Here is an 18,559-nt window from a genome sequence, read left to right as displayed (position 1 = left end):
GGAGAAGCAGGTGCTTTACTGTGAGGAGAAGCTCACATTCTTCTTTAAAAGGCTTTATCTTCCCAGGTATGGCACTGCCGCAGCACTTTCTGCTTGTTGACGACAACGTGGGGGATCAACTGCTGGCCGAGGAAGCCTTTCATCACCTCTGTCCAGACTGTACGCTCACGTGCGTCAGCAGTGGTGAAGTGGCTCTGGAGCTGCTGCGCTCCCGGGCAGTGCAGCCTGAAGTCATTTTGCTGGACGTCAACATGCCAGGCCTGTCGGGGTTCGACGTCTTGCAGGCGCTGAAGGCTGACCCTGAGCTCGCTGTTTTGCCGGTGATTATGCTGTCCACCTCCAAGGCCAAGGGGGATGTGGAGGCGGCCTATACGCTGCATGCCAGCTCCTACATCGTCAAGGCCCACGACTTCGACGCCTTCTTGAAACAAATCGACACCTTTTTGGCCTACTGGCGCAGCGCGCAACTGACCCGGCAGTAGCTCCTCCCCGGAGCCTGCTGACGTGGGAGAAGGCGGTGGGGTGAGGGGCGCGAGGCGGAGAAGAGCGGCGGCCTTGATTTTCCCTACAGGATGGGCCCAAAAAGGGGAACTCCCGTTCGAGAGCCTCGGTCAGCTACGGATGGGAAGGTTGCCAGCACAGCAGTTCGCGCGTCCGTGTGCAAGACGCAGAGGGGTCGGCGGCGAGAAAGCGGGACTGACAGCCGAAATACTCGGTGGCCTCCCACTGGGGGACCGAGACGGCCGTCAGCCCCAGGTGTCGCCCGGTAATCTCTGCGGTGACGCGGACCAGCACGCCCTCCCCGGCGGTTCCGCGCAGGACTGGGCCTGCGGGGGCCCTCTCCAGCGCGAGACGAAAGAGACGGGCCGCATCCAGCCGGTAAATTGCCGCTGGAGGGCCGCCCTGGCTGAGGCGATGCGGGGATAGGCCAGCGCAGGGGCCCCGGTCCCGTTCGGCTGCACGTTCGAGGGAGAGCCCAGCGAGCCGGGAAGCGATGAGCAGAGGTTGCCCGGCGCCTTCCATTCCAGCGCAGCCCCAGAGCCTGGATGGCCTGCAGCTCTGTTCTCTCGGGCGGCGAGAAGGCGCGGACGTACGCGAGGTGCACCACGCCCTCCGCCGCTGCCGCACCCCACCTTGCAGGCGGTCCAAGTCCGTCAGGTTGCCGCCGGTATGCCCACGGCCGCCGCAGCGTTGAGGGTCTCCGATGAGGCTTTCGAACGGGCCCGGCCGGTGACCTCGTGGCCAGCGCGAAGAAGTTCGGGAACCACCGCGGAGCCGATGAATACGGACGCGCCGGAGCTGTGGGTCTACCGGAGAGCAAGCGGCCGTGGAGACTGCGGTGAGGCCGGGCATCAATACAAACGTCACAGAGGAGGATAACGGGACGGTGGAAACGGTGTGGGGGGGTTTTCACGGTGGAGGCGTAAACGGTCCACCCCAGGTGGCGGACAGCGGTGCATCCTCTCCCATGGATTCTCTTGCAACAAAACTTGACACTTTGTGGATTTTATGGTGATGTAGAGGGGCTTCGAAAATCTACCGTGAGCCACGCTCTGCTCCTCCTTTCACGTGCCAGGCGCGAAATGCCAGTGGCAGGAGCGTGCCTGATTGCGCCCTCTTCTAAAATCCCTCCTGGCCGGAGTCCCCATGCCCAGAGTCATCGCCGCGCTGAGTCTGTCCTTGCCCCTGTTGCTGGCTGCCTGCGGAACGGTTTCCTCGCCGCCCGTTTCCACCTCATCTGTGCCTGTCGTGTCGGCCCCCGCCTCGCAGGGCCAGCCGCAGCCCCGGTTGACCCCGCAGGGCCAGACGAGTATTCGCAACGCGGATCCCAGCGTCATTCGGGTGGGCAGTACCTTCTACTCGGTGGAATCGGATGGCAACAACATCTACTCGCGCGCGGCGAGCAGCCTGGACGCCCTGGGAGGCGCGGGACGGACGCTCATCTGGTCCAGCCCGAAAAACATGCCCAACGTCTGGGCCCCCGAGCTGGTGCGCGATCCGGGTACGGGCCGCTACTACGTGTATTTCGCCTCGGGGGATGGGGGCGGTGGGCAGCGCATGTACGTCTCGGAATCGGGCAGCCCCGGCAGTGGCTACAGCAACCCGGCGCGCATGTACCTTCCCGACGACAAGTGGGCCATCGATGGCAGCGCGTTCTTTTTCAACAATACCCGCTGGTTCGTCTGGTCCGGCTGGGCTGGGGACACGAACGTCGAGCAAAACCTCTATATCGCCAGCATGAGCAGCCCCACGGCCACGACCGGATCCCGCTACGTCATTTCGCAGCCGCGCGAGGGCTGGGAGCGGGTGGTGGGCAATCCCTACATCAATGAGGGGCCCGAACCCATCAAGGATCCGAACGGGCAACTGCACGTCATCTATTCAGCCAACGGCAGCTGGAGCGATCAGTACTGCCTGGCGGACCTCCGCCTGCGCGCGGGGGGCACCCCAACCAACGTGTGGGACTGGTACAAGTCGAACGGCTGCCTGTTTGGCTCCAACCGCAACACGCTGATGTCTGGCTGGGACCCCACCCTATACGTCAACGGCCCGGGCCACCACAGCTTCGCGCTGCTCAACGGCGACATCGGCACCAGCCCGCCTTCGGGGTCCAGATTTCCGATGATGTACCACGCCGTTCCGAAGGGCACGGCCTACAGCTGGGGCAACCGCATCTGGTACAGCGGCTCCTTTATGTGGTGGGGCAACACCACCTACTCGCGCACCTGCTGCAGCGGTCCGAACACCGACACGGGCTGGAGCCTGAAATTCTTCGAGTAAAGGCGGCCCAGGAGCGGTGACAGCTCGGAAGCAGGGTGGAAGAGGCGAGGGCAAGAGGCACCGAAAAGAACTCCTTTTCGGTGCCTCCGCTCTGTGTGGTGCCGGATCGAGAAGCCAGGCGCTGCCCGCCCCCTTCAGGGTTGCCAGTTCCCGCCGTTGTAGTTCACTGGGCCACTGCCCGGGACTGCGTAGGTGCGGTTGCTCCCACCTTCCCAGGTCACGCCCGCCCCATTGTCGCCCGGCTTCTTGATGAACTTGAATTGCAGGGCCGCACCGGGCGTCAGGCTCACCGTGGTCTTCCAGGTGCAGACGCTGCCTGAGCAACCCGAGGGCGTCATGTTCAGCGCGCTCGCCACGTTCCAGCTGCCCAACTCGGCGGTATTTCCGCTGAGGTAGACGCCCTGCCCGTAAAAGGTGCTGGCGCTGACCTGGAACGTGACGCTGGTGCCTCCGCCACCCGTTCCGCTGCTGCCCGCTACGTAGATGCCCATGCTGCCCGCGGGCAGGGTCACGGGCAGTTTGCCGTTTGTCACCGTCGCGCTCGGGGGTGCGCCCAGGCCGAGTTTGTCGGTGAAGGCGGTGCCGTTCGTCAAGGCGGCCTTGTCGGTGGAGCTGATGCCCGCATTGCCCTGAATGTCGAGGTTCACTGCGGCGCTGCTCGTGGACGTGTTCATCACCACGATAACGCGGCTCGCGCTGCTGCCCCGGTAGAAGGCGTACACATTTTGCCCGCCGTTGGGCCGCCACATCTCTGCGTAGCTTCCCTTCCACAGTGCCTCATTGCTCTGGCGAATGCCCGTCACCTTCTGCACGTAGTCGTAGGTGGTCTTGGGCGTGCCGCCCCCCCCCAGGAAGCCGCTGTAGGTGGCGTTGCGCCCGGCGTCGGTCCAGGCCCAGCCCGGCATGTCGTGGCGGTTGTCGGGGTCTGGGCCACCGTACATGCCGAGTTCGTCGCCGTAGTACAGCTGCGGAATGCCGGGCACAGTCATCAGCGTGGCCAGGGCCAGCTGATACCGCTTGCGAATCTCGGTTTCGGCCACACCCGAGCCGGGCTCGTTGACAAAGCGCTGCACGTCGTGGTTGTCCAGCAGGTTCACCATCAACAGGGCGCGGCTGAGGCCCAGGTTGCCCACATAGTCCTGCACGCTGCTCGCCACGCTGTCCAGGCTCCCGGCCTTGGCGATGCCGTTCACAAGGGATGTGCGCAGCGGGAAGTTGAACAGCGAGTCGAAGCCCGCGTCGAGATAGGGTTTGAGCGCTGCCGAGCCGCTGTCGTTAAAGACCTCGCCCAGCAAGAAGGTACTGGGGCGGGCAGCGAGCACACCGGGCACCCAGGAGTTCTGCCAGTAGGTGGTCGGCACGTGCTTGACCGTATCCATGCGGATGGCGTCGATGGCGTAGTTCGAGGTCCAGGTCTTGCTGACGTTGGTGAGGTAAGCCGCAACGTTGGTGTTTTCCTGCGCGAAGTCGGGCAGCCCGGCCAGCGGGCAGGTCACGTCTTTGCCCGTGCAGTTCGTGTGGAACCAGTCGGGATGCTGCGCGTGAATGCGCGCCCCGTACCCCGCGTGGTTCACCACCATGTCCATCATGAACTTCATGCCGCTCGCGTGCAGGTCCGAGATCAGCCCGTTCAGATCGGCGCTTGTGCCCAGCTTGGGCTCGATGGACTGATCATCGGGATCCGTGTAGTCGGCCCAGTAGCCGTGGTAGCCGCAGGCGGCGCTGCTCGTGCCTGCGTTGACCTCGCCCACCTGTTTGTAGACCGGCGTGGACCACAACGTGCTCGCGCCCATGCCCCTGACGTAGCCGAGTTTGGAGCGCAGTCCAGCAAGGTCACCGCCGTGAAATTTGGTGGCGCTGGCCGTGTTCAAGCAGTTGGGCTGCCCCGCGTTGTCATTGGAAGAGTTTCCATTCGCGAAACGGTCTGGCAGTGTCAGGTAGATCACCTGTTGCCTCCAGGTGTCAATGTTGGTTCCACTGATCGCCTGGGACGAAAGTTCCGAAGAGGTCTTTGTCGAAGTCGCTGTCGGTGTGTTGGAATTGCTTCCACACGAAGCGAGAACAAGACTGAGGGCCAGCAGGCTGCCGAACTGACGTCGCAACATACGCCTCCCACATGCACGATTTGCATGTCCTTTGGTTTTTGAAACGGTTCCATCTTAAGCAGCGCTGACAGAGTTCTGACAGTCCTGTCTAGGCCACTCCTCCTTTCTCTGGCGCAAATGTGGTGCGTGGCTTGATTTAGGCATGAACATAGCTGGCTTCTGATGATTTTGATTTCTGTATAAGGAGAATGCTGGCCTAATGGGTAGAAATGCTACTCCGAGAAACAGAGAACTGGCGTATGGCAGTAGAAAAAGAGTTGATTACGTGGTGAGCAGAATCTTTCTATCTGGGTCTGTCCTGCGTGGGTGCGTGGAGCGTCTTTCGTTTTGACGACGCTTCACCCCGCCGACCGAAAGTCTATTTTCCCGGAAGTCGGGCGCCGACGCCTCCTCCATAAACCTGCACCGCGTTGCACCACCAGTGCCGGTTTTTCGGCCGCATCCTGTCATGGCGTGCTCTCAGCACCGAGGAGGCCGCCACAACCCGTTCTCCCCAAGGATTCGCCGCCCTGCTGCTCGTCCCACTGGCCCTGGGGGCTTGCAGTATGGCCAGGATCCCGTGGGCGCTCCTCAGGCTGGCGGCCCCAAACCCAAACCCGCCGCCACCGCCGCTGGCCTCACTGTGCATTTCCACAAGCCCAACCCGTGGCGTATTCAATACCGCGAACAAGACGCCCAATCTCAGCTGCAGCAAGGAAGGCTGGGCTGGTACGCCGGCGCCACCGGCACGTGCTCCAGCACCGATCCAAATGTTGGCTGCTCTACCACCACGCCGGTTAACCCTGGCCACCTCAGCGGCGCGCCTGGCGATCCCCAGGCGTTCCTGGGTTGGGCACTGCCCACAGCTTGCGTGATGACGGGGTACCAGGTCTACCGCAAGGGACCGAACGGCCCGGCCTACACGCTGTCCACTCCAATCACCGCCCCCAAGTACACGGCGACGGGTCTGGGCAACGGTACCGCTTACACCTTCAGGGTGGTCAGCGTCAGCAGCGCTGGAACCAAATCCAAGGGCGTCACCCCCAGCAGCAACCGTCGTGCAACTGCAAACTGGGGATTTTTACGACAAGAGCGTCTACTGCGTCGTCACCTGGCGCTTTATCAGCGCGGACTCCAGCAACAACGTCGCCTCCTTGGACGGCACCAAGGCGGGGCACCCCACCGGCGGCACCCACCGGCGGGGCAACTTCAAGGGCCTGGGCCTAAGCCCGACTGCATTACGCTGGACTTCACGGTGGGATGTCTCCTCGCGCAGCACAGACGTGAACTGAACCTCATCCGCCGCCCAAAAGGGGCAGTACAGCATGGAGGGCGTCTTTGGCAGCGCGGTGGCCTTCAGGCGGCGCGACACCGGCGTGAACGTGGAGAGCTTCGCCGCCTCTTTTGGGCGCGTTCAGCGGCGTGCCAACCGGCACCTCCACAGGCGTCGTGACGGGCAATTTGAAGACAGTGGCGAACGGCAGCCTGTCCGTGGACGCATCCGGTAAGGGCAATCTGCGCGTCTATGTCCTCGCCAGCGCCAAAACGCCCGCGCCGGGCAAGGAGTGGACCGCACGGGGCTCACGTACCTGCGCTGAAGGTTGGCCAGAAGCGGCGCGGAGCCAGGCCTGGGAAGGTGCCTGGTGTCCGCGCCAATTTTCGTGAAGTTTAAACCGTCGCTTCGCTTCCGAGCCGCACCGGTTGTCCCCGCCACGCCGATTCGTAGGCCGCGAGCACCACGCGCAGCGCCTCATGTCCGTCCTGCCACGAGACGGGCGGAGGTTCGCCGGTCTGCAGGGTGTGCACGAAGGCCGCCAGCATTGCCCGGTTGGGGTCCGGGCCGAAGCCTACCCACTCGGCGGGGCGCAGGCTGTCCGGTGCGTAAAGCGTGAGATGGTCTGCGAAGGCGTCCACAACGGTCAGGCCCTCCGTACCCACCACATCGAGCTTCAGGTGACCCCAGCGCGGGTAAGTCGCCGGGCGGCTCCAGCTGCAGTCGATGCTGGCCTGCACGCCGTCCTCCAGCGTGAGCAGCAGCAGTCCGGCCGTGTCGAGCCGCGTGCCCCCCACCCCAGCACCCTCGGTCCACTGTACGTCGGCGTACACCTCGCTCACTTCACGGCCGAAGCACCAGCGCAACAGGTCCGCCAGATGCACCACGTGGTCCATCACGGCTCCACCGCCCGAGAGGGCCGGATCGGCAAACCACGGGGCGTGGGCCGACGGATTCTCGCTGTGGTTCACCCCGTTTACACCCAATACGTCCCCCAGTTCGCCGCGCGTCAGGGCATCGCGGAGGGCAGTGGCCGAGGGGTCGAAGCGCATGGGAAACGCGGTCATGAACCGCACGCCGTGCTCCTCGCACACGTCCCGCATTGCCAACGAGTCAGCCAGCGTAGGAGCGATGGGTTTCTCACAGAGCACGTGAACTCCCGCGCGGGCGCACACCTCCACCAGTTCGCGGTGTCTTGAGGTTTCCGAGCAGACGATCACCCCATCGGGCCGGGCCGCGAGGAGGGCTTGCGGCCCGTCGTACAGGGGGAGATTCCACCGCTGGGCCTGGTCTTTCGCTCCAGGGCCATCATCCCAGAAACCCAGCAGGTCCACCTGCGGCATTTCCCGCAGCAGGGTCACATAGGGTCCCGCGTGGACATGGGCCGTTCCCAGCAGGCCAAGTTTCACGCCTCCACCCCCAGCGTCACTGCGCGCCCCGTCCGGGCGGACTCGCGGATGGCAAAGGCAGTCCGGAGCGCCCCCAGCGCTTCTCCAGGTGTCACCTCAAAGGGCCTGTCTTCCTTCAGAGCGGCGAGCACCGCCCCCAATTCCAGCACGAATGGGTCCGTCCCCGGCGATACGGCGGGCAACGCGACCGCCTGCTGTTCTCCCCGCTTCTGAGGGTGAAACGTCTGGACCGGGGGTGCGGCGTCCGAGGACCATTCGATCAGCCCCGAAGTCCCGGCCAGGTCAATCCCCGTACGGAACAGGCCATCCGGGTACGCCCACCCCGCTTCAATCAGGCAGGACGCGCCTGAGCGGTGGGTCAGCACCGCCTGCGCGTACTGGTGCGCCCCTGCTGTGGTCGACCGGGCATACACCCGCTCCGCCTCACCCAGCGTCCAGAGGGCGTAGTCGATGTCGTGCAGCATCAGGTCCAGGATGACGCCGCCAGACCGCGCCTCGTCCCCGAACCAGGAAGTCCCACCGTGCGGAGGTGAACCCACGCGCTTCAGCCGCAACACGCGCGGTTCCCCGATCTGCCCCGCCCGCACCAACTCACGCGCGGCACGGTACTGCGGGAAGAAGCGCAGTACCATCGCCACGAAGAGCCGCACTCCAGCGGCGTCACACGCGGCAAACATCGCCTCGGCGTCCTCCACGGCCAGGGCCAGCGGTTTTTCGCACACCACATGGCAGCCTGCCCGCGCCGCGCGTTCGGCGGTTTCCCGGTGCAGGAAGGTGGGCAGGCAGACGTCGACCACGTCCACCTCGGCCAGCAGGCTGTCCAGGTCTGGAGAGACCCGCGCGTCCCACAGAGAAGCCAGCCGCGTCGCCTCCTCCCAGTTTCGACTGTGGACGGCAAGCTCCACGCCCAACGTATGCCAGGCACGCGCGTGTGCCCACCCCATGCTGCCCGAGCCGACGATGCCGACGCGCATCCTACTTGACCGCGCCCTCGGTCAGCCCGCTGATAAGCTGGCGCGAGAACAGCACGTACAGCAGCACGGCGGGTAGGATCGCCAGGGTGAGAGCGGCCAGCACCGCGCTGTAGTCATTCACGTATTGCCCGAGAAACACCGACGCGCCCAGTACGATGGTCTTGGTCTTCTCGCCCGGCGCCAGGATAAGCGGAAACCACAGGTCATTCCAGACCGGGATGAGCGAAATGGCCATCACCGCGCCCACCGCCGGGCGAATGAGCGGCAGCGTCAGGCCGTAGATGCGGTACTCGCTCGCGCCGTCCAGCCGGGCAGCTTCCTTCAGGTCTTTGGGCAGTTGGCGCATAAAGGCTGTCAGCACGAACACGGCCAGCGGCAACCCCTGCGCCACGTACACCAGGATCAAAGACCACAGCGTATTGACGAGGTGCAGCCCCACCGCCAGGTTGAGAATGCCCACTGTCCCCAGCCGAATCGGCACCATGATTCCCAGCGAGAGGTACAGCGCCACCAGCGGGCTCATGCGAAAGCGGTACTCGGCCAGCGCAAACGAGGCCATCGAGCCCGTGAGTAGGATCAGCGCCAGCGACGTGACCGTGACGAGCAGGCTGTTGAGGACGTATCCACCGAAGTTTGCCCCCTCAAAGAGCGTCTTGTACCCGTCCAACGTGAAGGTCTTCGCGTTGGGCAGTGCGAAGGGTGCGCCGAAGATCGACAGCTGGTCTTTGAAGGAATTGACGATCATCAGCACGATGGGAAACAGGGCCAGCGCGCAGTAGAGGATCAGGAAGAGATGGCCAAACAGCACCGACGCATTGGGAGTGCGGCGCGGGATGGGCCGCTTGACTTGGGGCAGGGCAGGGCTGCGTTGCATGGGCGGGGTGTCCTCCTTCAGAACTGCACTTCCTGAATCCGGCGCTGCCATACCGCGAAGACCAGCACGCCGATCAATATGATCAGCAACATCACTCCCGCCACCGCCGAGCCCATATACGGATCGCCGGGTTGCAGCTGGTACCCGAAGAAGGTGCGGTAGAAAAAGGTGCCCAGAATGTCGCTGGCGAAGTTCGGTCCGGCGAGTGCACCCTGCGTCGCGTACACGAGGTCAAAGGCGTTGAAGTTGCCCACGAAGGTCAGCACCGAGACGATGGCGACGGTAGGGAGGATCAGCGGCAGCTGGATGCGGCGGAAAATGGTCCATGCCCCTGCTCCGTCCACCCGCGCCGCCTCAAACAGTTCGTTTGGCACCCGCAGCAGCGCTGCCGTGAACAGCATCATGGGAATACCGATGTTCTGCCACACCGAGATCAGCGCCAGGGTGATTAGGGAGGTGGATTCCAGCCCCAGCCAAGGCTGATACAGCCCTTCCAGATGCAGCGCGCGCAGGAGTCCCGGTGCAATTCCCCATGCGGGATTGAGAATCAGCTTCCACGCGAAGCCCACGATAACCACCGACAGGATGGTGGGCGTGAAGATCACGGTACGGTAGATCGCCGTACCCGCCAGCTTGCGCGTCAGCAGCACGGCGAGCAGCAGCCCGATGGGGTTTTGCAGGGCCATGTGGATGGCGAAGAAGATGGCGTTGTTCTTCAGCGCGTTCCAGAAGGGCGCTGAGAACTCGGGCGCCGTGAACAGCCGCACGTAATTCGCGAGCCCGACGAACAGCGGCGTGCCCGCCGCCGATTTGCCGTTCAGCGAGGTCCACAGCGAACTCAGCAGTGGATAGATCATAAACAGCGTGTAGATCGTGACGGCGGGCAGCAGGAACACCACGATATGCGTGGGAAAGGGCCTGGCTCGGGCGGGGCTGGTCATGGCAGGAACCTACTCATATCGGGAAAGCAGGGGAGAGGGGAGCGCAACCACGCCCCCCGTGCCCCTTACTTGCCTTTCTGCGGCGCGTACCACGACGCCAGGTTCTTCTGCACGAAGTCGGCGGCCTGCTTGGGCGTCATCTTGCCGTTGAGCAGTTGCGACGAGGCGTTCCACAGGTCATTTTCGTTGTTGGGGTTGGCGTTACGCGACAGCAACTGGTACGAGGACCGGAACGAGGCCCCGCACGTCTTGCGCCAGTCCAGAAACTGCTGCGCCACGGGGTCGTTCACCTTGTAACTCACGTTCGCCAGCGGATAGAAGCCGGGAAGCGCGTTGGCATACAGCTTGGCAAACTCGTCGCCCGCCATCCAGTTCAGGAACGTCCTCGCTGCCGCCTGGTTCTTGCCCGTCGCGTTCAGCCCGAAGCCGATGTCGGGATGGTCGTCGATCACGCACTTTTGCCCCGCCGCAAAGGTATAAGGCGCGAAGGCCCCCAGATCCAGCTTGGGATTCATGGTGCGGAAGGTGGCAATGTCCCACGAGCCCGCCGGGTACACCGCTCCGCGTCCCTGCGCGAACATGTTCTGCGCGTCGGGGTATGCCAGCGCCTGATACCCGCTGGGCAGGTACGCCTTCCAGCGGCCCAGCGCCTCGAAGGCCTGCAGGAAACCGCCCTTGTTGTACTGCGCTGTTCCCTTCAGCAGCCCGGTGCGTCCTTTCTCGCCGCCCCACAGCGTCGGACCAATGTTCTGGTAGCCCATCGTGGCCGATTCCCACTGGTCCTTGGTGCCCATCACCAGGGGCGCGTACTTGCCGTTCGCCTTGAGCTTGTCGAGCGCTGCCAGGAATTCCTTCTCGGTTTTGGGCACCGTCACGCCCGCCTCCTTGAAGGCCGCCTTGTTGTACAAAAAGCCGTGGATCACGGCGGCGGTGGGCACGCAGAAGGTGGTCTTGCCGTCGTCGGTGCTCCAGGCGGCGCGGGCCACAGTGGAAAAGTTCTTCATCCCCGAGAGGGTGTTCAGCGAGGTCAGGTACTTGGCCTTGTACAGCGCGAGGCTGGCGTCAAAGGGGCGACAGGCGATGATGTCCCCGGCGGTTCCCCCCTTGAGCTTGGCCTCCACCACCGCGTTGTACTCGGTGGGTGCGGTGGGTGAAAAGACCACGTGAATGTCGGGATGGCTCTTCTCAAAGGCGGGGATGATGCTGTCTCGCCAGATTTTGAGGTCGTCGTTGCGCCAGCTCTCGATGGTCAGGGTGGCCTTCTGTGCCCCGGCCTGGCCCAGGCCCAGCGCGGCGAGCAGGCACAGGCCCAGGGTCAAACGTCCAGTGTTCGTCATTTCTCTCGGTCCCTTCGTGGTGAGGCTACGGGCGGCTGGCCTACGAACCGTGCAAGGCGGCGCATCCGGTCACGGCATGAAATGCGGTGGTGGAGATTTCGAGGCAGATGGCCTCCTCTCGACTGGGGGCGCAGAATATTATTTTCCGAAAAAAGTAACTTGGGTTAGAGCGTAAGGAGGAGACGCCCATTTGTCAAGACGCGTGAGGGCCAGGCTGAAGGGAATTTACCGCTCAGGAAGGGGCTGAGTGCAATTGACGCAAAAAGCGGGTGGAGTCAGGAAGGCTAAAAATTTTTTGCGGGCGAGAAGGGAAGGCATCTATTCACCCGTGCCCCATGGGCAGGTGGGGCGGCTATGGTGCGGGCATGCCCGTTTACTCTCTGCTCGTCGGGACCTATACCCGGTCCGAACCCCACGCGCCGCAGGCCCAGGGCGAGGGAATCCACTGGATGACCTTTCGGGACGGTGACCTTTCCCCCGGCGATGTGGCGGCGCGGGTGGTCAATCCGTCGTTCGTCGCGCTGCACCCCCAGGGTCACACTGTGTATGCCGTGAGCGAGGTAGAGCACGGCTCGGTCCACAGCTTCCGGATCGCGGCCCCTGGGGAAGCGCTCGAACCGCTCGGCATTCATTCCACGCAGGGCGAGTCGCCGGCGCACGTGTCGGTCAACCCAGCAGGGGACGCGCTGTTCGCCGTGAACTACAGCTCGGGCGCGTCGGTGCTGGCCTACACGCTGGAGTCCAGCGGCCTCCCCGTGGGCACGCCGCGGTCCGCCGCACACCGGGGACAGGGGCCCAACGCGGCCCGCCAGGAGGCACCGCACGCCCACTGCGCCAGGCCCTCCCCCGACGGGCAGCACCTGTATGTGGTGGACCTCGGCACGGACGAGGTGGTGGCGTATGGCGCGGGCTCCCTGGAGCACCTCCACACCCTCGCCCTGCCCCCCGGCAGCGGACCCCGGCACCTCAGTTTTTCTCCGGACGGCACGGTGGGCTTTCTCTCGCTGGAGCTGAGTTCCGAACTCGCCGTCGTGCGCCGCGACCCGGCCTCAGGCACCCTGGCACTGCTGCAAATTCACCGTACGTTTCTGGGAACGGGTCGGGGCCCGAACCTCACTGCTGAGGTGCTCGTCAGCCCCTGTGGCCGCTTCGCGTACGTCTCCAACCGGGGCCGCGACACGGTGACGGTCTTCCACTGGGATGGGGAGCGCGCCGAAGCGGCCCTGCTCGCCGAGATGCCGTCGCTCGGGCGCACGCCCCGCAGTATGGTATTTGCGCCCGGTGCCACCCACCTCCTGATCGGCAACCAGGACTCCAGCAGCGTTACCGTGTATGCCCGTGACGCCGTGACCGGAGGGTTGGATTCTCCCCGCACTGTTCGGTGCCCGACGCCCACGAGCCTGTGCTTTTTGCCAGATCCATCCTGAGGGTGAGGAGGGGATGAACGCCTTCTGGCAAGCGGTGTGGCATCCCCGGGACAGACTCTGGGCCCACCTCCTGCCCGTTTGCCCCTTAGCGCCGGTGCCCTTAGCCTCCCCGGTCCGGAAGCACATACCGCCCTGAAGGGAAGCGTGGGCCTCTCCCAGGGCGGGCTCTCTTTTTATTCTTGGGCGCAGTGGACCGAAAAACGTCCTTTTTTCGTCCGGCTGGCGCGGCCCTGCAGGAGAGCGGAGCGAGTGAAGCTCGTCGATCAGAATGGAGTGGCCATTCCCCGCATAGCAACCCGTAGAACTGCACTAAGCGGGTTTCTTCTGCCAGCTAGACGATGCCGAGCCGAACGCCCGCCGGGGAGAGGGCCCGCGTCAGCTCTACGAGGGTGACCACCTTGCTGTTGTATTCAAGCTCAAGGTTGGCCGTCCCGCTGCCATGAGCGCGAACGACGCCCGGCTGGCGCATAAGGAACGTAACGATCTTGCTCATGATTTCCGGGGTGATCTGCTCCCCTGAGGCGATGCGGACATTGAGCAGCACGCGCTCGTTTTCGGCCTGAGTTCCTGCCATGGCTGTATCCTCCTCAGGGCAGGATAGAGGGAAGCTGCCCACTTCACCACCTGTTCCCCCTTGAGAGAGGGTGTGTGTTTTGCAGGTGGGGGAGAGCCGGGCCCATCTAAAACCCGATGCCTCTGGCCATCTCCTGCCTGCGCCCTTTGGGCTGCTGCCTCGTTGAACGCCACCCCTTCGGGTACAGACGCGGCGCGGGCCGCCGGCTCTTTTCCCTCACCCCAGGCCGCCTCCACCAGGCCTGTTCTTGGATCTGCTGGTCACGGTGGCGCTGTTGAACGAGATGCCGTCCCGGGAAAAATTGACGCTGGACACCGCGGTCCTGGAAACGCTGCGTAGCGAACTTGAGGCGCTCCTAACGCGCCCCCCTGGGGCCCCGGCAGCGCAAGAGGCGCACGGAGGGCTCCTGACGCCAGGCGAGCGGGAGCAGCTGACGCAGGCGCGCGGCGAATGTGCCCGCCGAGCAGAGCTGCTCGCGGCGCGGGCGCGGTTTGCAGGACCCCAACCGCACCCTGACGCTGTACGGCTTTGAGGTCCTGGGCGGTCAAAGGGTGGCCGCAGAACTCGCGGCGCGGCCATCGCTCAACCCGTTTCTGGGCGGCACAGCGGTGGTGGGGGCGGTGCAGGGGCCGCTTGCGGCACTCCCCCGGTGGAGCCCTGGCAGGAACAGGGGGAGGAGGGCACCTCCTCCCCAGAGGAGCCGAGGAGTACCGGCCTACCCGTGCTTCTCCAGTCCCAGACGGAAGGTAGGGGCCGATGAGAAGGCGTGGTGGCCTTCTCCCATGGCGTTCTTGCGCTGTTGGAAAGCCCTGGGATGTGGCTGTCAGCTCAAGTTTGTCCCCACCCCCGCCTCTCGTGTGCTATGACGCGGCGGTCTTGCGAACAAATATTCCACCTGTTACAATTACGTGGTAAACATAACGAGAAAAGGAGGTTACGTGACGTCACCTTTCATCAATTCCCTGAATGCCGACGCCGCACTCGCCCTCGCGCCCGACGGCAGCAGTGCCAAGGCCGCCCAGAAGCTCGCCCGCCCTGCCGTATGGCCCACGCTGGCGCGCGACGGTGCCGTGCTGTGGGGCGAATGCCAGGGCAGCGGCGCGCACCCTTACCTCGTTGGAGTGGATGCCCGCACCGCCGAGATTGCCAGCAAATGCAGCTGTCCCAGCCGTAAATTTCCCTGCAAGCACGCCCTGGGCCTGCTCCTGCTGCACGCCGCGAAGGCCGGAGAGTGGAAGGATGCTCCCCCGCCCCCCGACCTCGCCAAGTGGTTGGGAGGCCGCGCTCAGCGCACCGAAAAGGCCGCAGAGCCCATCGGCGACACCCCTGTTGATCCCGCCACACAGGCCAAAGCCCAGGCAAAGGCCCGGGCAGCCCGCGACCGCAAGAGAACGGCGGGCCTGGAAGACCTCGAACTGTGGTTGAGCGACCTCGTGCGCGAGGGGTTGCAGGCCGCACGCGCACGCCCGTACGGCGACTGGGACCGGCAGGCGGCGCGACTCGTCGACGCACAGCTTCCCGGTGTTGCCCGGCTGGTCCGGCTGATTCCCGAGTGGCTGCACGACGAGACGGGCGAAATGCTCACCGCCCACCTGGGCAGGCTGTGGCTGCTCACGCAGGGCTGGCGGCAGCGCGAGGAGCTGAGCGAGGCCGAGCGGGCAGACCTCCTCACCGCCCTCGGTGCGCCGCTGGACCGCGGCAGCCTGCCTCCCGCTGCGCCACAGGTGTGGCAGGCCCTCGGCAGCGTGCAGGAGGAGGAGGGCAAGCTGAACGTGCGCCGCACCTGGCTGCTGGGAGCACTACCGCCTGGTGAAGGGCCACCGGGCGGGGAGCCGAAGCCGGTCCTGCTTCTCGACTTCGCGCCGACAGGACAGGGATTGCCCCCAGCGCTCGCGCCGCATCAGCCCTTTACGGCGGCGGTGGCCTATGCGCCCTCGGCATATCCCCAGCGGGCCGTGGTGCAGGGAGAGGTATCGGCGGCAGGTAACGCGTTGCCCCTTCCGGACGGCACCCTGACGGGCATGCAGGAACGCTACGCGGCGGCCCTGGCCCTGAATCCCTGGCTGGAACGCATCGGCGTATTTGTCGGTCCAGCGTACCTCCACCTCGATCCGCCGCAGTTGTGTGATGCCGAGGGGTACGCCGTCCCACTGAGCCCCCGGGTAGACGAGGTGGACCTCTGGGCCATGCTGGCCCAGGCCGAGACGCAGATGCAGACGTATTTCGGCGAGTGGGACGGGAAAAGCTTCCTGCCCGTGGGGGCGGTCCAGACTGAGGTTGACGTGACCGGTGCTGAGACCGGACCTGGGGCGCCCACATGAGCCGTGATCTGCAGGACCTGAGCGCCACCGCCGCACGCGGCACCAGCCGGGCCGAGTTGCCCGCCCCAAGCGGAGCGCTGGCCCCCGCCCTGTCGAGCGTGCCCGGCAACACGCCCGAGGCCCGGTTGTTGGGCCGCGCCGCCCTGCTTGGGCTGTATGCCCGCGCCGGATCACCCCTCCAGAAGGCCGCTGCCCCGCCACCCATCCCGCTGCCTGCCGCCGAGCGTTCGCTCCCCTCGGCCCTGGCGGCCCTGTTGCCCACGCTGATCCGCACCGATCCCGTATTGGCAGCCCAGGCGCTGGATACCGTGGCAGCGCGCGACTGGACCCTGAACGCAGCGCAGGTACTGGCCCTGTACCGCCGAGATACCAACCTCGCCCGTGCCCTGTGGCGCCTGAGCGACGCGCGGGCGCGGGCCACCCTGGGCACGCACCCCCTGCGCGCGCAGGCACAGAAGGCCGAGGAATTCGCCGCCTGGCAAGCGAGGCTGGAAGCGCTGAGCGAGCTTCGCCGCCGCGCCCCAGAAGAGGCCGCACAGGAGGTGCAAGAGCTGTGGGTCACGCAGCCTGCCGAGCGGCGCAGGGATCTGCTGGCCCTGGTACGCCGTGACCTGCGCCTCGAGGACCGCCCGCTGCTGGAAGCGGCGACGCGCGACCGCTCGCCCGAGCTGCAAAAGCAGGTGCGCCAGTTGCTGGGTCACCTCCCGGGCCCCCTACAGGATGAGCTGCTCGCGCTGCTGCCGCAGGCGGTCAAGGTGAGTGGACTGCTGAAAAAGAAGATCACCTTCGGGGCTTTCAACCTGCCCGCCGCGCTCGGCAAGCCCCGGGCCGGACAGTACGACGACGGCGACCTCCACCGCCTGCTGGGGGCCCTCCCCACCGAACTGGTCCTGAAAACGCTCGGTTTGGGTTGGAACGAACTGCACAAGGCTGCCCACGCGCACCATTGGTCCCTCGCCAATGAATTGCGGGAGCCGTCCCCACCCGCACCGGAACCGCTGGACCCGGTCACCGCCCGGGCCCGAATACGTGACCTGGCCGGGCAGCCGAGGGTGTCCTCGGAAAAGCTGCTGGCCGCCGTGCAGGCACTGGGTCCGTTCCCCGACCTCTCGTCAGAGGCGCAAGCCCTTCAGTCCGCCCTCGCCACCCGCACGCTGGACCTCTTCGGGCGGGAAGGCCCGAATTGGCAGGCGCGCGAATTGGCGCTGCTGCTGGGGCGTCACCTCTCGCCCGACCTGACTGTGCCCCCGCCCACGCCGCTGCCCTTCGAGCTGCCGCCGCGCCCCAAACAGCTCCCCTCCTGGCAGACGCCGGCCAACTGGGAGGAACGCCAGCGTCAGGACCACGCCGGGAGAGAGCAGGCCGCCTTTCGCGCGTGGCGCGAGCTGCAAGGCACCCTCCGGGTCCGCCGCGATTGGCGCGGCGCCCTGGCTGCCCACTCCACCCTCTGACCCTTTCTGCCCTCAAGGAGCCTTCCATGACGACCACCCCCGAAGTCCTGCGTCAGCACGCCGAGCAAGCCTACGCCGCTGAACTCGCCGCCCTCGCCGAGCACGACCGCCACCCGCGCCCACCGAAGTGGAACCTTAGCCCGCGCGCCGTGTTGACCTATCTGATGGGGGGCCGAGCGGGGGATACCGAGATCACGCCAAAGTACGTGGGCGAGGCCCGGTTGATGGAAATCGCCGTGGCGACCCTCGCGACCGACCGGGCGCTGCTGTTGATCGGCGTGCCGGGCACGGCCAAGAGCTGGGTCAGCGAGCACCTCGCCGCCGCCGTCTCGGGCGACTCCACCCTGCTCGTGCAGGGGACGGCGGGCACCGACGAGAACGCCATTCGCTACGGCTGGAACTACGCCCGCCTGCTCGCTGAGGGTCCGAGTGAGGCGGCGCTCGTCGAGAGCCCCGTGATGCACGCCATGCGCGAGGGCAAGATCGCCCGTCTCGAAGAGCTGACCCGGGTGCAGAGCGACGTGCAAGACACCCTCATTACCATCCTCTCCGAAAAGACGCTGCCGGTGCCCGAGCTGAACACCGAGGTGCAGGCGGTGCGCGGCTTTAACCTGATTGCCACGGCGAACAACCGCGACAAGGGCGTGAATGACCTCTCCAGCGCCCTCAAACGCCGCTTCAACACCGTCGTGCTGCCCGTGCCTGACAGTCTGGAAGACGAGTTGCAGATCGTGACCCGGCGCGTCGAGTCGCTGGGCCGCAGCCTGGGTCTGCCCGAGGTGCCCCCGGCTCTGGACGAGATTCGGCGCGTGGTCACGGTGTTCCGCGAACTCCGCGCGGGCGTAACCGAGGACGGCAAGACCAAGTTGAAGACGCCCAGCGGCAGCCTCAGCGTGGCCGAGGCCATCAGCGTGGTCACCAATGGCCTGACCCTGGCCGCCCATTTTGGCGACGGCGAGCTGAGCAGCCGCGACGTGGCCGCCAGCGTCATTGGGGCGGTGGTGAAAGATCCCGTGCAGGACCAGGCCGTGTGGAACGAATACCTGGAAACGGCGATCAAGAAGCGGGTGGGGTGGAAGGCGTTTTACACGGCGTGTCGGGAAGTGAGCTGAT

At 65.4% G+C, this 18,559-nt stretch carries 18 protein-coding genes and 1 pseudogene; 10 read left to right on the top strand and 9 right to left on the bottom strand.

The window, feature by feature from the left end; all coding sequences use genetic code 11:
• The first annotated feature begins 68 nt into the window (after positions 1–68).
• Positions 69–482: a response regulator gene (locus tag B9A95_RS03310; RefSeq protein WP_084045514.1), complete on the top strand. Its 414-nt coding sequence runs from the start codon at positions 69–71 to the stop codon at positions 480–482.
• Positions 483–615: 133 nt separating this feature from the next.
• Here the strand turns inward: B9A95_RS03310 and B9A95_RS34455 are convergent, their stop codons facing one another.
• Both B9A95_RS34455 and B9A95_RS36735 read right to left on the bottom strand, forming a co-directional pair.
• Complete coding sequence (locus B9A95_RS34455; protein WP_212648233.1) at positions 616–795, bottom strand: Rossmann-fold NAD(P)-binding domain-containing protein; 180 nt, start codon at positions 793–795, stop codon at positions 616–618.
• Between the two features lie 359 nt (positions 796–1,154).
• Complete coding sequence (locus B9A95_RS36735) at positions 1,155–1,268, bottom strand: hypothetical protein (RefSeq protein ID WP_425429907.1); 114 nt, start codon at positions 1,266–1,268, stop codon at positions 1,155–1,157.
• 379 nt (positions 1,269–1,647) lie between these two features.
• On the opposite strand from B9A95_RS36735, the gene B9A95_RS03300 reads away from it, so the two are divergent.
• On the top strand, positions 1,648–2,781 hold the full coding sequence (locus B9A95_RS03300; protein ID WP_084045513.1) for a glycoside hydrolase family 43 protein: 1,134 nt from the start codon (positions 1,648–1,650) through the stop codon (positions 2,779–2,781).
• 134 nt (positions 2,782–2,915) lie between these two features.
• Here the strand turns inward: B9A95_RS03300 and B9A95_RS03295 are convergent, their stop codons facing one another.
• The gene (locus tag B9A95_RS03295; RefSeq protein ID WP_245808115.1) at positions 2,916–4,727 is read right to left on the bottom strand and encodes an alpha-amylase family glycosyl hydrolase; all 1,812 of its coding nucleotides are present in this window, start codon (positions 4,725–4,727) and stop codon (positions 2,916–2,918) included.
• Positions 4,728–5,334: 607 nt separating this feature from the next.
• Between B9A95_RS03295 and B9A95_RS36730 the strand changes: the two are divergent.
• The 3 genes and pseudogenes from B9A95_RS36730 to B9A95_RS34985 form a co-directional block, all read left to right on the top strand.
• Positions 5,335–5,880, top strand: a pseudogene (locus B9A95_RS36730) (hypothetical protein); the annotation flags it as partial.
• 43 nt (positions 5,881–5,923) lie between these two features.
• Complete coding sequence (locus B9A95_RS34990; protein ID WP_245808114.1) at positions 5,924–6,157, top strand: hypothetical protein; 234 nt, start codon at positions 5,924–5,926, stop codon at positions 6,155–6,157.
• A 33-nt stretch (positions 6,158–6,190) separates the two neighbouring features.
• Positions 6,191–6,373, top strand: coding sequence for a hypothetical protein (locus tag B9A95_RS34985; RefSeq protein ID WP_084045510.1), 183 nt, complete (start codon positions 6,191–6,193; stop codon positions 6,371–6,373).
• A 160-nt stretch (positions 6,374–6,533) separates the two neighbouring features.
• Here B9A95_RS34985 and B9A95_RS03280 read toward each other — a convergent pair whose 3' ends face one another.
• The 5 genes from B9A95_RS03280 to B9A95_RS03260 form a co-directional block, all read right to left on the bottom strand.
• Positions 6,534–7,547, bottom strand: coding sequence for a Gfo/Idh/MocA family protein (locus tag B9A95_RS03280; RefSeq protein WP_084045509.1), 1,014 nt, complete (start codon positions 7,545–7,547; stop codon positions 6,534–6,536).
• The gene (locus B9A95_RS03275) at positions 7,544–8,521 is read right to left on the bottom strand and encodes a Gfo/Idh/MocA family protein (RefSeq protein WP_084045508.1); all 978 of its coding nucleotides are present in this window, start codon (positions 8,519–8,521) and stop codon (positions 7,544–7,546) included. The genes B9A95_RS03280 and B9A95_RS03275 overlap by 4 nt, the downstream gene beginning before the upstream one ends.
• 1 nt (position 8,522) lies before the next feature.
• Positions 8,523–9,395, bottom strand: coding sequence for a carbohydrate ABC transporter permease (locus B9A95_RS03270; protein ID WP_084045507.1), 873 nt, complete (start codon positions 9,393–9,395; stop codon positions 8,523–8,525).
• A 17-nt stretch (positions 9,396–9,412) separates the two neighbouring features.
• The gene (locus tag B9A95_RS03265) at positions 9,413–10,336 is read right to left on the bottom strand and encodes a carbohydrate ABC transporter permease (protein ID WP_084045506.1); all 924 of its coding nucleotides are present in this window, start codon (positions 10,334–10,336) and stop codon (positions 9,413–9,415) included.
• Between the two features lie 65 nt (positions 10,337–10,401).
• Entirely contained in the window at positions 10,402–11,655 is a 1,254-nt protein-coding gene (locus B9A95_RS03260) for an ABC transporter substrate-binding protein (protein WP_245808113.1), read from the bottom strand.
• Positions 11,656–12,038: 383 nt separating this feature from the next.
• On the opposite strand from B9A95_RS03260, the gene B9A95_RS03255 reads away from it, so the two are divergent.
• Positions 12,039–13,100, top strand: a complete 1,062-nt coding sequence (locus B9A95_RS03255) for a lactonase family protein (RefSeq protein ID WP_170928397.1) — start codon at positions 12,039–12,041, stop codon at positions 13,098–13,100.
• Between the two features lie 331 nt (positions 13,101–13,431).
• Here the strand turns inward: B9A95_RS03255 and B9A95_RS03250 are convergent, their stop codons facing one another.
• Positions 13,432–13,674 (bottom strand): hypothetical protein, encoded by a 243-nt coding sequence (locus B9A95_RS03250; RefSeq protein WP_084045503.1) that lies wholly within the window; start codon positions 13,672–13,674, stop codon positions 13,432–13,434.
• Positions 13,675–13,921: 247 nt separating this feature from the next.
• Here B9A95_RS03250 and B9A95_RS03245 point away from each other — a divergent pair, with 247 nt between their 5' ends.
• The 4 genes from B9A95_RS03245 to B9A95_RS03230 all read left to right on the top strand — a co-directional run bounded on the left by B9A95_RS03245 (position 13,922) and on the right by B9A95_RS03230 (position 18,558).
• Positions 13,922–14,206 carry a hypothetical protein gene (locus tag B9A95_RS03245; RefSeq protein WP_084045502.1) on the top strand — a complete coding sequence of 95 codons (285 nt, stop codon included), beginning with the start codon at positions 13,922–13,924 and terminating at the stop codon, positions 14,204–14,206.
• A gap of 406 nt (positions 14,207–14,612) precedes the next feature.
• A complete protein-coding gene (locus B9A95_RS03240) occupies positions 14,613–15,995 on the top strand; it encodes an SWIM zinc finger family protein (RefSeq protein WP_084045501.1) in 1,383 nt (460 codons plus the stop codon).
• Positions 15,992–17,446 carry a DUF5691 domain-containing protein gene (locus tag B9A95_RS03235; RefSeq protein ID WP_084045500.1) on the top strand — a complete coding sequence of 485 codons (1,455 nt, stop codon included), beginning with the start codon at positions 15,992–15,994 and terminating at the stop codon, positions 17,444–17,446. Before B9A95_RS03240 ends, B9A95_RS03235 begins: the two co-directional genes overlap by 4 nt.
• A gap of 26 nt (positions 17,447–17,472) precedes the next feature.
• Positions 17,473–18,558, top strand: coding sequence for an ATP-binding protein (locus tag B9A95_RS03230; RefSeq protein ID WP_139806423.1), 1,086 nt, complete (start codon positions 17,473–17,475; stop codon positions 18,556–18,558).
• Position 18,559 lies beyond the last annotated feature (1 nt).

It is taken from the genome of Deinococcus hopiensis KR-140 (genome assembly GCF_900176165.1).
GTDB classification, from domain to species: domain Bacteria; phylum Deinococcota; class Deinococci; order Deinococcales; family Deinococcaceae; genus Deinococcus; species Deinococcus hopiensis.
Note: the sequence above shows the minus strand (reverse complement) of the source record. Positions and strands in the feature narration are given on the sequence as shown.